The 12,779-nt window shown below is 34.1% G+C and carries 11 protein-coding genes; 5 read left to right on the top strand and 6 right to left on the bottom strand.

Annotation, left to right across the window (positions count from 1 at the left end):
* Position 1 precedes the first annotated feature (1 nt).
* The 5 genes from HNP25_RS19875 to HNP25_RS19855 form a co-directional block, all read right to left on the bottom strand.
* A complete protein-coding gene (locus tag HNP25_RS19875) occupies positions 2 to 1,417 on the bottom strand; it encodes an NADH-quinone oxidoreductase subunit N (RefSeq protein WP_184137197.1) in 1,416 nt (471 codons plus the stop codon).
* A 71-nt stretch (positions 1,418 to 1,488) separates the two neighbouring features.
* A complete protein-coding gene (locus tag HNP25_RS19870) occupies positions 1,489 to 2,940 on the bottom strand; it encodes a complex I subunit 4 family protein (RefSeq protein ID WP_184137195.1) in 1,452 nt (483 codons plus the stop codon).
* A gap of 62 nt (positions 2,941 to 3,002) precedes the next feature.
* Positions 3,003 to 4,904 carry an NADH-quinone oxidoreductase subunit L gene (gene nuoL, locus HNP25_RS19865; protein WP_184137193.1) on the bottom strand — a complete coding sequence of 634 codons (1,902 nt, stop codon included), beginning with the start codon at positions 4,902 to 4,904 and terminating at the stop codon, positions 3,003 to 3,005.
* Between the two features lie 54 nt (positions 4,905 to 4,958).
* Positions 4,959 to 5,288, bottom strand: coding sequence for an NADH-quinone oxidoreductase subunit NuoK (gene nuoK / locus HNP25_RS19860; RefSeq protein WP_184137192.1), 330 nt, complete (start codon positions 5,286 to 5,288; stop codon positions 4,959 to 4,961).
* 193 nt (positions 5,289 to 5,481) lie between these two features.
* Positions 5,482 to 6,297 carry a 3'-5' exonuclease gene (locus tag HNP25_RS19855; RefSeq protein ID WP_184137190.1) on the bottom strand — a complete coding sequence of 272 codons (816 nt, stop codon included), beginning with the start codon at positions 6,295 to 6,297 and terminating at the stop codon, positions 5,482 to 5,484.
* Positions 6,298 to 6,447: 150 nt separating this feature from the next.
* On the opposite strand from HNP25_RS19855, the gene HNP25_RS19850 reads away from it, so the two are divergent.
* From HNP25_RS19850 to HNP25_RS19830, 5 genes are all read left to right on the top strand, one after another.
* A complete protein-coding gene (locus tag HNP25_RS19850; RefSeq protein ID WP_184137188.1) occupies positions 6,448 to 7,419 on the top strand; it encodes a polyprenyl synthetase family protein in 972 nt (323 codons plus the stop codon).
* Positions 7,420 to 7,541: 122 nt separating this feature from the next.
* Positions 7,542 to 8,159, top strand: coding sequence for a rhomboid family intramembrane serine protease (locus HNP25_RS19845; RefSeq protein ID WP_184137186.1), 618 nt, complete (start codon positions 7,542 to 7,544; stop codon positions 8,157 to 8,159).
* A 168-nt stretch (positions 8,160 to 8,327) separates the two neighbouring features.
* On the top strand, positions 8,328 to 9,479 hold the full coding sequence (locus HNP25_RS19840; RefSeq protein ID WP_184137184.1) for a 1-deoxy-D-xylulose-5-phosphate reductoisomerase: 1,152 nt from the start codon (positions 8,328 to 8,330) through the stop codon (positions 9,477 to 9,479).
* Between the two features lie 73 nt (positions 9,480 to 9,552).
* Positions 9,553 to 10,941 carry an RIP metalloprotease RseP gene (gene rseP / locus HNP25_RS19835; protein ID WP_184137182.1) on the top strand — a complete coding sequence of 463 codons (1,389 nt, stop codon included), beginning with the start codon at positions 9,553 to 9,555 and terminating at the stop codon, positions 10,939 to 10,941.
* Positions 10,942 to 11,496 carry a DUF6702 family protein gene (locus tag HNP25_RS19830; RefSeq protein ID WP_184137180.1) on the top strand — a complete coding sequence of 185 codons (555 nt, stop codon included), beginning with the start codon at positions 10,942 to 10,944 and terminating at the stop codon, positions 11,494 to 11,496. It abuts the gene before it with no gap.
* Here HNP25_RS19830 and mcrC read toward each other — a convergent pair.
* Positions 11,493 to 12,542: a 5-methylcytosine-specific restriction endonuclease system specificity protein McrC gene (gene mcrC, locus HNP25_RS19825; protein ID WP_184137178.1), complete on the bottom strand. Its 1,050-nt coding sequence runs from the start codon at positions 12,540 to 12,542 to the stop codon at positions 11,493 to 11,495. The two genes, HNP25_RS19830 and mcrC, sit on opposite strands and share 4 nt — an antisense overlap.
* Positions 12,543 to 12,779: the final 237 nt, after the last annotated feature.

The raw sequence follows: 12,779 nt of genomic DNA, 5'->3' as shown, positions 1-12,779 counted from the left end.
ATTAAAAGATATTTTTAACTAAATCAGGAGCTAGTCCTAATAAAATTGTTAGTGTCGTTGTAAGAATTAAGATAAATTTATAAAGTGGTGAGAGCTCAATTTTTGCAACTTCTCCTTTTTTCATGTAAGCTGCAATAATTGGCTTAAAGTAATAATAAATACCAACCGTTGACATCAAAATGGCAATCACTAGAATCCACTTAAACAATGATGATGGATTTGAAAAAGCGTCACTAAAGACAAAAAACTTTCCAAAGAAACCAGCTGTTAATGGAATTCCGGCAAGAGATAACATTGAAATTGTTAAAGAAAAAGCTAATAATGGGTTGTTATTAGCTAATCCATTCAATGCTTCAAAACTTTCATCCGCCTTACCATTTTTAGCTTGTGCTTCAGAAACAACCATCAAAACTGCAAAAGCCGTAATTGTAGCAATAGCATAAGCTAATGAATAAAATAAAAGTGAAGAATTCGTTTCTGGTCTTTTCGCTAAAACTGTAATCAACAAGTATCCTGCATGAGAAATACTAGAATAAGCTAACATTCTTTTGAAGCTTTGTTGATAAACAGCAGTAATATTTCCAATGATTAAAGTCGCACAAACAATATACACTAATGGATTTCCCCATAAACCATATACAGATGGGAATGATATTGACAAAATACGATAAGTAGCCGCAACACCTGCAGTTTTCACAACAGTTGACATAAATGCCGTAAAGATACTTGGTGCTCCATCATAAACATCTGGCGTCCAGAAATGGAAAGGAGCTGCCGAAATTTTAAAGAGTAAACCAACCATTATCAAAATTACTCCCGAATATAATAATGGGCCATAAGCACCGCCCATTTGTTCTTTAGCTTTCGCTACTCCTTGAGCAATCCCATGAATATCAAAAGAACTAGTTGCACCATATACCAATGCTACTCCAAATAATAAAATACCCGTAGCGAACGAACCCATTAAAAAATACTTCAAGGCTGCTTCATTAGAACGTAAACTACGTTTATCAGAACCTGTAAGTACATACATAGAAACAGAAAGAATTTCTAAGCCTACAAAAAGCATAATCAGGTTTTCAAAAGTAACCATCATAATCGCTCCTACTGCAGAGAAAAGCAAAATGGCATAATATTCAGCAGGATGTGAATGTTCATCATCATCTCCAAAACTACGAGAGATAGCTACCACCAAAAATGTTGATAACAGAATAATTGTAACAAAATTAACAGAAAGGTTATTGGTTTTTAGCATGTTATTAAACCAATAATATTCATGATTCCAGTCTGCAAAATTTAATCCAAGAGCAATAAGGATAAAAACTAGCGTAGCTGGTAACAAGATTTTACGGTTGTTCAAAAACCCTAAAAACAGATTAGAAATCCCGAAGAGTGATAATGCTATAATTGCGTTCATGTTTCAAATTTGAAAACTTGAAAAGTTGTATTTCTGAAAAGTAAAGACTTTACACAAACCCAACAATCAAATTATTTGATGATTGATAATAATTGGCTAACAGCTGGTTCAGTTAATTTTAAGAAAATATTCGGAGCAATTCCCAAAGCGATTACTAAAAATGAAAGCGGGAATAAAACAGCTTTTTCATTGAATGTTAAATCTGTAAATCCCTCCGTAATTTTAGAAGTAATTCCAAACATTGATTTTTGAACCATTCTCAACATATAAACCGCACCCAAAATAATGGTTAATCCTGCTACTGCTCCTATCCAAGCGTTGTATTCATATACTCCTTTCAATAACAAAAATTCGCCCACAAAACCATTTGTAAGTGGTAAAGCTACCGAACCAAGCATTAAAATAATGAAGTAAACAGTAAGGTTTGGAGTAGTTTGAGTAATACCACCTAAAAGAGATAATTCACGAGATTTTGCTCTTCTTTCAATAATTTCTACGATAAAGAATAAACCCACAACATTGATACCATGTGCCAACATTTGAATCAATGAACCTTGAATACCTTCTAAATTTCTTGAGAAAATACCTGCCGACATCAATCCCACGTGTGCAAATGATGAATAAGCAATCAATCGTTTCATATCTTTTTGCTGAATCGCAATCACAGAACCGTAAATAATGCCTATTACCGAAAGAATAATCGCCACAAATCCCCATTGATCTACACCAAGTGGTACAATTGGCAAAATAAAACGAATCAAACCATAAACTCCCATTTTCAACATGATACCTGATAAAAGCATTGTTCCTGCTGTAGGAGCTTCCACATAAGTATCTGGTTGCCAAGTATGGAATGGGAAAAGTGGCATCTTAATAGCAAATGCAATAAAAAATGCTCCAAATAAGTAGCTCTGAGTTGATAAATCTAAGGCTTTAGCTGCTTCATAAATAGCATTAATATCTGCTGAGTGCGTTCCTGGCGTCAATAAATACAAGTAAACCAATGCCAACAACATGAACAAAGAACCAAAAATGGTATAAACAAAGAACTTAAATGTCACTTTGATACGATTTTCTCCTCCCCAAATAGCCGCAATAAAATAAATTGGGATTAATGCTGCTTCAAAGAAGAAGTAAAAAAGGAAAACGTCTTTTGCTGTAAATACACCCACTAATGCTGCTTGCATGAATAAGATGAGAGCATACAAATTAGAAGCGTTTTTGTAATTATTTCCAAAAGTAGAAAGAATAATAAAAGGCACCATTAAAGTGGTAAGAAATACCAAAATCAAGCTGATTCCATCAACTCCTACAGAAAATTTTATTCCAGCTGAATGAATCCAATCATAACTTAAGCCAAATTGAGAAGTAGCGTCTGGCACAAATGACTTATACAAGTACGCTCCTAAAGCCAACTCAGCAAAAGCAAAGACTAAGGCTACAGTTTTAGCGGTTTCTCCCTTGATGGCTAATGTAATCAGCCCTGCAATGATGGGAAGAAGAATGAGAGAAAGTGTTAGCATATTTTTTTATCAATCGGATTTGTAATGAGCAAATCTTTCAATGTATTTATATTGTCTTTAATCTATCCCAAAAGGAAACTTTTCAAGCTCCAAACTAATATCGCTGCAATCGATAAAACCATTGCAAAAATATAATAACCCGTTGTTCCATTTTGAAGTAAACGAACTTCACTTGAAAGTGTTTTTACGAGTTTACCAACTCCTTCTACTATTAAATCTATTACCAAGAATTCAATTACTTCTCTAAAGAAATTAGATAGTGCTGTGATTGGTTTTACAAAAAGAGTATCGTATAATTCGTCGATATAGTATTTGTTGTAAATTACTTTTTGTAATCCTGTTTCCTCTCCTTCCGCTACTGGAACGGTTTTCTTCACTACATAAATAAAGTATGCAACACCCGCAGAAAGTAATGCTGCAACGACAGAAACAATCATTAAAGTAATTTCAAGTGATTCATCAACGGCTACGTGTTCAATAGCAGACTGTTCAAACAATGGCTCCATAAATGCTGCTAAACTAGCATGACCTCCAAAAATGTGTGGAAAATTAAAGAATCCACCAATGGCAGAAAGTACTGCAAGAATCATTAAAGGGGCTGTCATCGCAATTGGCGACTCGTGCAAATGATGTTTTTGTTTTTCTGTTCCTCTGAATTCTCCGAAGAAAGTAAGGAACAATAAACGAAACATATAGAATGAAGTCATTATCGAGCCTAAAACTCCGAATGCCCACATTAATTTATTATGTTCAAAAACGTGTGCTAAAATTTCATCTTTCGAGAAGAAACCTGCAAATGGAGGAATACCAGAAATGGCAATCGTAGCAATTAGGAAAGTAATAAAGGTAATTGGCAATTTTTTACGAAGTCCGCCCATTGAACGAATATCTTGTTCATCAGACATCGCATGAATTACTGAACCTGCTCCTAAAAATAACAATGCTTTAAAGAAAGCGTGCGTCATTACGTGAAAAAACGAAGAAGAATAAGCCATTACTCCTAAGCCCATAAACATATAGCCTAACTGAGAAACCGTAGAGTAAGCCAATACTTTTTTAATATCATTTTGGAAAAGACCAATCGAAGCCGCTAATAAAGCCGTTGCCAAACCTACCCAAGCTACAATATCGAGTGTTTCTGGTGCTAATGAATACATAATATTCGAGCGAATAATCATGTAAATACCAGCAGTAACCATCGTAGCAGCGTGAATTAAAGCAGAAACTGGTGTTGGACCAGCCATTGCATCTGGCAACCAAGTATATAATGGAATTTGGGCTGATTTACCCATTGCTCCAATAAACAGTAAAATCGTAATATAGAATAAAGTTTTATCGCCAGAAGAATAACCACCTTCAGCAATTTTGCTAAATACTTCTGAATATTCTACAGAACCAAAATGATTGATAATTAAGAAAATACCTAACAAAAAGCCCAAATCACCGATACGGTTCATGATAAAAGCTTTGCGAGCGGCATTTCCGTAATTACTATTTTTATTCCAGAAACCAATCAATAAATAAGAACATAAACCTACGCCTTCCCAACCGATAAACATCACAACGTAGTTTGAACCCATTACTAATAAAAGCATGAAGAACAAGAATAGGTTTAAGAAAGCAAAAAACTTACCGAAACCTTCGTCGTGGCTCATGTAGCCAATTGAATAAATGTGAATCAAAGTTCCTACACCAGTAATAATCAAAAGCATTAATAATGACAATTGATCTAACTGAAATGACATCGAAATATTCAAAGTACCAACCGTAATCCAGTCGAATAGATGAACAATTTGAGGTTGACCATTAAAGCCTAAAAACAAGGTTAAAGCACAAGCAAAAGATGCAAATGCCGCCGCAGAGCTAATAATGCCAGCTAAAGACTTAGGAACATGACGAAAACCGATTCCATTGATAAGGAAGCCGATTAAGGGAAATAGTGGAATGAGTGTAATTAGAGACATAATTCTAATTTGAAAGTTTTCTAATTTGAGATGATAATGTTTTAAATTGGAAGATTACCATTTCAATTTATTCAACAAACCAACATCAATTGTCTGGATATTTCTGTAAATCATCACAATAATGGCAAGCCCAACTGCTACTTCTGCCGCTGCTACTGCCATGATAAAAAACACAAAGATTTGTCCAGCGGGATCTGCTTTGTAAGAAGAAAATGCTACCAGTAATAAATTTACTGAATTGAGCATTAATTCTACCGACATGAAGATGATGATTGCATTGCGGCGTGTTAATACGCCAATAATTCCGATACAAAATAATGCGGCACTGAACCAAACATAATAGTTCAAGGGTATTTCTCGGATGACATCAGGTATTTGTTGCATGAGTATTGCGTTTCTGCTTGAGAACTTATTAAAACGAATCTTGTTTTGCTAAATCAAAAAGACCTATTTGTTTATTTACAGACAAAGTAATAATGAAAACTTATCAGCAAAATTAAGGAAAAACTGATAAAAGCATAAAAACATAAGACAAAAGTGTAGGTTTATTCTGCCCTGACCTTTGTCTTATGCTAATTTACTTGTTATTGAAAGCCCTAAGCTTTATTTCTGTGAGTTTTCTTTTGGTATCCATCGGAAAATCGCCCTTCATCATCCAGTCATAATAAGAAGGTTCTTCTTTTAAAACTTGAACAACTGGCTTACCTGCATGTTTACCAAAATTGATTACTTCGATTCCATCTTTATTAAATGCCATTCTTTGAGCAAAGTCAACCAATTTAGACGCTGTGATTTCATGCAAAACATCCATGTCGTTTTTCACAGGCTCAAATGCTACACCTTTGCTATCTTTTATGGTTACTCCTTCATAATACTTAACTTGTTCGTTGAGTACTTCCAAAGTAGCAATTGTATCTGCTTCTGCCGAATGGGCATCTATTAATTCTTTCTTGCAGTAAAATTTATAAGCTGCCGACAAAGTACGAGGTTCCATCAAATGGAAAATACGTTGTGCATCGATTAATCGACGGTTTTTAATATCAAAATCTACTTCGTTTCTTAAAAATTCCTCTACTAAAATCGGAACATCAAAACGATTTGAATTAAAACCTGCCAAATCGCAACCTTCTAAAAACTGAGCCATCGACTTGGCAATTTGTTTGAAGGTAGGTTCGTCTTTTACATCCTCGTCATAAATACCATGTACAAGTGACGATTCGAGTGGAATCGGCATTTCAGGATTTACACGACGGGTTTTTACGGTCACAGTTCCATCAATATTTGCTTTGGCAATACTGATTTCGACGATGCGATCTTTGACAACATTTACACCTGTCGTTTCTAAATCAAAAACGGCAAGTGGTTTACGGAGTTTGAGCTGATGGTTGAGCATATAATATAGACCTCGTTTAGAGGTTTTGCAAAGTTAGCCAAAATAAATCTGAAACGAGTGAGACTTTAAATTCTTCTTTCTATTTTTGGCAATTCATAACATTTCTAACATGGAGTGCGTTACTCTGAAAGAGAAACCATCAATTATTAAATGAAACTTACACAATTCGTACAAGCTCTCAACGAAGAATTTTCCCAGCAAACTTACGGTGAACATCCCGAAGAATTATATGAACCCATCCGCTATTTAATGTCGTTAGGCGGCAAAAGGATGAGACCATTAATGACTTTAATGGCAACAGCCTTATTCACAGACGATTGGCAAAAAGCAATTAAACCAGCTACTGCGGTAGAAGTTTTCCACAATTTTACTTTAATGCATGATGACATCATGGATAAAGCACCCTTGCGACGTGGGAAACCGACTGTTCATGCCAAATGGAATGATAATACTGCCATTCTTTCTGGCGATGTAATGCTGGTACAAGCCTACGAATTATTAATGTTTGTTGAGGATTCAAAATTTAAAAAAGCTTTAAAAAGATTTAATCGTACCGCAGCAGAAGTTTGTGAAGGACAGCAATTAGATATGAATTTCGAAAATCGTGAAAACGTCAGCGAAGAAGAATATCTTGAAATGATTAAATTAAAAACGTCTGTACTCTTGGGTTATGCCTTAGAATTAGGCGGAATTATTGGCGGAGGAAGTGAAAAATCGTGTGATTTATTGTATAACATTGGTTTAAATATTGGTTTAGGTTTCCAACTAAAAGATGATTTACTAGATGTTTATGGCGACCCTGAAAAATTCGGGAAACAAGTAGGTGGCGACATTATTTCAAACAAAAAAACTTTTATGTTGATAGAAGCTTTGGAAAAAGCTGATGGCGAAACCAAAGTAGCTTTAAATAAATGGCTTTCTTTGAAGGAATTTGATGCTACTGAAAAAGTAAAAGCTGTTACAGCCATTTATGATACTTTAGGAATTCGTGAAGTAGCTACTGTAAAAATTAATACTTACTTCGATAAAGCTTTTGAAGCGTTAGAATCGCTAAAAGTTGATGAAGATAGAAAGCTTATTCTACGAACATTTGCTGAAACTTTGATTGATAGAGAGGTTTAATGTAAATTTGTAATGAAAGATACTGGCAGTCGAACCAATTGTTTCGACTGCTTTTGTTTTATAAAATCAAGAATTTGTTATTTCATTCAAATTCTTTTCCACAGATATTCTAAAAAAATAATATGTCATTAACTTTCATTTTTATTGGAATTACGATTGCGCTAAGCCTTTATGCTTGGAACAATCAAACTGTTTTGAATAAATGGATTATGCATCCATATTCAGTAAGAGAATACAAAGAATATTATCGTTTCTTGACTTCTGGTTTTTTACATGCAGATTATGGGCATTTGTTTTTCAACATGCTAAGCTTGTACTTCTTCGGTGATATAGTAGAATATTACTTTTCAGGAATTTTTGGGTCAAGTATGGGGATTTTACTTTATGCTACTTTGTACATATTAGGAATTATTGTAGCAAATATTCCAAGTTATCTCGACCATAAAAATGATCGTTATTATAATGCTTTGGGAGCTTCTGGTGGCGTTTCGGCGGTAGTTTTTTCTGCCATACTTTTCCAACCTACAGCTCAGATTTACGTGTACTTTTTCCCAATGCCTGGTTTTATTTATGCCGTTTTGTATTCAGCGTACTCTTATTATATGTCGAAACGAAATTTAGATAATATTGGTCATTCGGCTCACCTTTGGGGAGCAGGTTTTGGAGTCGTGTTTACGTTGCTTTTAAAACCTTCTTTATTTTCTCATTTTATTAACGAAATTCTAAACTGGAGTCTTTAATTTTATAGTTTAATTCAAGACAATTATTCCAACTTAAAACTTCTTACAAATAATTTAAAGAGTAAGTTTTGAGAAATAAAGTTAGATTTTATCAATAATCTGATTTACTAATCGTCTGATAATAAGACTCATAGCTTACAGCTAATTGCTCCTAGCTACTTATCATTTATGCAAAAAAGAAAAATTGCCATTTTAGGCTCAACGGGGTCAATCGGAACACAAGCCTTAGAAGTAATAAAAGCCAACGAAGACATCTTCGAAGTTGAAGTATTAACAGCCCAAAACAACGCAGATTTATTAATTGAACAAAGTTTAGCGTTCAAACCAAATTGTGTTGTAATTGGTAATGATGATTTATACGATAAGGTCCATTTAGCATTAGATTCGGCAGGAATAAAAGTTTATGCTGGTGCAAAAGCTTTGGAAGCCGTTGTTCAAATGGATTCTATCGATATTGTACTTACTTCTATGGTTGGTTATGCTGGTTTATTACCTACCATCAAAGCCATTGAAGCAGGGAAACATATCGCACTTGCCAATAAAGAAACATTAGTTGTTGCTGGAGAATTAATTACAAAACTTGCCGAAGAAAAAGGAGTAAATATTTATCCAGTAGATTCCGAACATTCTGCTATTTTCCAATGCTTAGTTGGAGAATTTCATAATCCAATCGAAAAAATAATTTTAACAGCTTCGGGCGGACCTTTCAGAGGAAAAAAACGTGAAGATTTGGCAAAAGTAACCAAAGCTCAGGCACTAAAACATCCAAATTGGGTAATGGGTGCTAAAATCACGATTGATTCTGCCAGTTTGATGAATAAAGGCTTGGAAGTAATTGAAGCGAAATGGTTGTTTGGTTTGAAAGCTTCGCAAATTGAAGTCGTTGTTCATCCGCAATCAATTATTCATTCTTTGGTTCAGTTTGAAGATGGTTCGATGAAAGCACAAATGGGTTTGCCTGATATGAAACTTCCTATTCAGTTTGCTTTGGGATTTCCGAATAGAATAAAATCAGATTTTCCACGTTTCGACTTCACAAAATATCCTTCTCTAACATTTGAACAACCTGATACCGAAACATTTCGTAACTTGCAATTAGCTTTCAATGCGATGGACAAAGGCGGAAACCTTCCTTGTATCATGAATGCGGCTAATGAAATTGCTGTTGAAGCCTTTTTACAAGACAAAATTGGTTTTTTAGAGATGTCATACCTCATCGAAAACTGTATGAGTAAAGTTGATTTTATTCAAAAGCCAAGTATTGATGATTATATTCAGACAGACCAAGCAACAAGAAGACTAGCCCAAACGCTAGTTTAATATTAAATCAGTAAAAAAATCTTAGAACACAAATCGTAAATAAAAATTGATTTTACGAGATAACACTTAACAAATGGACGGTTTAGTTATGGCAGGGCAGTTAATTTTAGGACTGTCAATTTTAGTAAGTTTACATGAATTTGGGCATTATATAACCGCAAAATGGTTCAAAATGCGTGTTGATAAATTCTATCTTTTCTTCGACTTTTTGTTTCCAGTACCTACTGTTTTAAACTTCGCTTTATTCAAAAAGAAAATCGGTGATACAGAATATGGTTTAGGTTGGTTTCCGTTAGGGGGGTATGTTTCTATTGCCGGAATGATTGACGAAACACAAGATGCTTCAAAATTATCTGCTGTTCCTGAACCTTGGGAATTCCGTGGAAAACCAGCTTGGCAACGTTTAATCGTAATGCTTGGTGGTATTATTGTCAACGTAATTTTAGGGGTTGCTATTTACTTCGGTATCAATTACAAAACTGGGAATAATTATATCGCTAAAGACGAATTAAATAAAAACGGTATTTATGCAGGAAAGTTGGCTCAAGAAGTTGGCTTCAGAACTGGCGATAAAGTATTGAAAGTAAACGGTAAAGATTTCAAAGAATATGGCGAAATCGGCGGTGCAATTCTCGACGACGGTATTTATTATACTGTAGAACGTGCTGGAAAAACCATTGAAGTAGTTATTCCTTCTGACTTCTTGAATAAATTATCGGATGAAAAAGATCCATTTTTTCAACCATTATACCCATTCAAAATTGCACAAGTACCTGAACCAGAAAAACCTTCTTTATTAAGTAAACTTTTTGGGAAATCTCAACCAGAAGAATCAGCAGCCTACAAAGCTGGCTTAAAAGCAGGTGATAAAATAGTGACTATGAATGGATATCCAGTTGTTTTCTATCAAATCTTAAAAGATAGTTTAACAAAATATGCTGGTAAAAACGTTGCTTTTGGTATTGAAAGACAAGGAAAAATGGATACCATTAATATGACCATTAACAAAGATGGTAAATTAGGTTTTGCAATGGAAAATTTAATCAAACTTTCACATGAAGACTATACCATCGGTCAGGCTTTTTTAGTTGGTGTACATGATGCTTTTGATGTAGTTGTGAAAAATATAAAAGCCTTTAAAAAGATTTTTGCGGGTGATGTTCGTGCTGATAAAGCCTTGAGTGGACCTTTTGAAATTGCAGCTATGTACGGAGCTCACTGGGACTGGTTAAAATTCTGGTCATTAACAGGTTTACTTTCAATGGGTTTGGCATTTATGAATTTATTGCCAATTCCTGCACTTGATGGTGGTCATGCGTTGTTTTTATTGTATGAAATCATTACTGGTCGCCCGCCATCGGAAAAAGTTTTAGAAAGAGCCCAGCAAGTAGGTACTGTTATCTTGTTAGCTTTAATGGTTTTTGTGTTAGGAAATGGAGCATTCAAAACTTTTTTCAAATAGATGATGTCAATTAATCATAACAATATCTTAAAACCTGCTAAGACAAATCGTCTTGGCAGGTTTTTACTTTTAGGTGTCATCCTACTTTCAAGTGCTTTCAAAAGTAATAATACTGCTTTCCACGCATTTCATACCAGCCTTACAGAAATGCGTTATAATACCAAAAGCAAAGGTTTTGAAGTAAGTCTAAGAGTATTTACAGATGATTTGGAAAAGGTACTTTCGCACGATAATCAGAACAAGAAAATTATTGTAGAAAACAACGACAAAAACGATGCTTTGGTAGAGCAATATGTAAAAAAACACTTTATGTTGGTTAATTCAAAGAATCAACTCAAAGCAGTTCAATACATCGGAAAAGAAAAAGAAGGAGATGCTACTTGGATTTACTTAGAACTACCGATGAGCGAAGCACTTTCAGGACTAAGATTAAAGAATGATGTGCTCATTGATATGTTTGAAGACCAAACCAATATTGTGAATGTCTTTGTGAAGGAAGAAAAGAAATCGTTTATTTTCAATGCAAAAACAAAGATTTTCACAATTGATTTTTAAATATTTTCAGTAGAACGAATTTCCAACTCGCTGGATTTTCTATCTAATATCAACAATAAATCTCTTTTGATTTCCATCCATGGCTGATTCAGATTCAACGTTTCTACCCTGATTTGATGTTCCTCAAAAGTATAAGTGAGGCTCAGACTTTTCTGAACAGTTGGATACAGCAAAATTCCTTCCGCTTGTTGATTAGGCTGATTTTTCAAGTAAGCAAACATTTGGTATAAATTCCGAGAATGTATTTTCTCGACATCATAAAAATGTTGAAGTGTTTCTGAATAATACTTTGCATCAATAATTATCTTCCGATTTGAAGGCAATTTAATTGAAATATCTGTTTGCATTTTAGGCAAAAACTGCATTTGTTCTCCCGTAAATTGCCAATGTAAATCTTCTCGAAAAACCTTTGCTTCTGGTACTTCTATTTTATAAAAATTACGCACAAATTCTTCAAAAAGTCTAGCCATTTGGCGTTCATCTCTTAAAAAATCTTTGAATTTTACTTCCCCAGTTTTTTCATGAATAGATAGATTTTGGTGCAACAATTCACAAATATTCAATAGAAAAAGATAATACTGATTATTACGATGAATCTGAACGCTAGCAAAAGTATCATTTCTAATTTCAATTACATCAATATCCGTTAATTGATACAAAACCGACTGAATATCTCTTTTCAGTTTTCTATCAAGCGTTGGCAATTTTACAACATTTTGCAATGAAGTTTTTAAAATTTGATTCGGCAAAATATTGACTGAAAGTTCATCAAATTCGCACATTGCCAAACCTTGTTGAAAAAGATTTTTACGAAGTGAATAATTAAAATCTACTCTTCCTTTGATGCCCTGATAGTGGTTTTGTTCTGCAATATATTGTTTATCCAAGCCACGATTTATCAACACTTTTATGCCTTTCAAAAGTACTTTAGCCAATAAATTGGGCAAATCGGGTACTTCAATTGTGGAAACATTTAGCAAATCCTTTTCCTCCAGCCGATTCCAAGCGTAGCAGAGTAAAAAATATATATTTTCAATAGGAATCATTGGAGTGATGAGTTTTGAATGCGGAATGTGGAGTAAATGCTATTGTGGATTTGGGATTTCTGCTTTCTGATAAAATAGCTTTATTCTTCTCGATTAACCTTAACTCCAACCTCAAAAATAGGTAAAATAAAAAAAGCTCATTGCTCATATCTTGCAAAAGATTTTTATTTGCTTAAAAAAGTACAATTTTGTATTTACTTCAAAATGGGATAAAAAAGTAATCTGTCATATCGCTAA

This window comes from Arcicella rosea, assembly GCF_014204325.1.
In the GTDB taxonomy this organism is placed as follows: Bacteria; Bacteroidota; Bacteroidia; order Cytophagales; family Spirosomataceae; genus Arcicella; species Arcicella rosea_A.
The sequence above is the reverse complement of the archived record's forward strand: the minus strand, read 5'-3'. Positions and strand labels throughout refer to the sequence as shown.

Coding starts and splice junctions, on each gene's coding strand:
- HNP25_RS19875 (WP_184137197.1), bottom strand. CDS start 1,417: ATGAACGCAATTATAGCATTATCACTCTTCGGGATTTCTAATCTGTTT.
- HNP25_RS19870 (WP_184137195.1), bottom strand. CDS start 2,940: ATGCTAACACTTTCTCTCATTCTTCTTCCCATCATTGCAGGGCTGATT.
- nuoL (WP_184137193.1), bottom strand. CDS start 4,904: ATGTCTCTAATTACACTCATTCCACTATTTCCCTTAATCGGCTTCCTT.
- nuoK (WP_184137192.1), bottom strand. CDS start 5,288: ATGCAACAAATACCTGATGTCATCCGAGAAATACCCTTGAACTATTAT.
- HNP25_RS19855 (WP_184137190.1), bottom strand. CDS start 6,297: ATGCTCAACCATCAGCTCAAACTCCGTAAACCACTTGCCGTTTTTGAT.
- HNP25_RS19850 (WP_184137188.1), top strand. CDS start 6,448: ATGAAACTTACACAATTCGTACAAGCTCTCAACGAAGAATTTTCCCAG.
- HNP25_RS19845 (WP_184137186.1), top strand. CDS start 7,542: ATGTCATTAACTTTCATTTTTATTGGAATTACGATTGCGCTAAGCCTT.
- HNP25_RS19840 (WP_184137184.1), top strand. CDS start 8,328: ATGCAAAAAAGAAAAATTGCCATTTTAGGCTCAACGGGGTCAATCGGA.
- rseP (WP_184137182.1), top strand. CDS start 9,553: ATGGACGGTTTAGTTATGGCAGGGCAGTTAATTTTAGGACTGTCAATT.
- HNP25_RS19830 (WP_184137180.1), top strand. CDS start 10,942: ATGATGTCAATTAATCATAACAATATCTTAAAACCTGCTAAGACAAAT.
- mcrC (WP_184137178.1), bottom strand. CDS start 12,542: ATGATTCCTATTGAAAATATATATTTTTTACTCTGCTACGCTTGGAAT.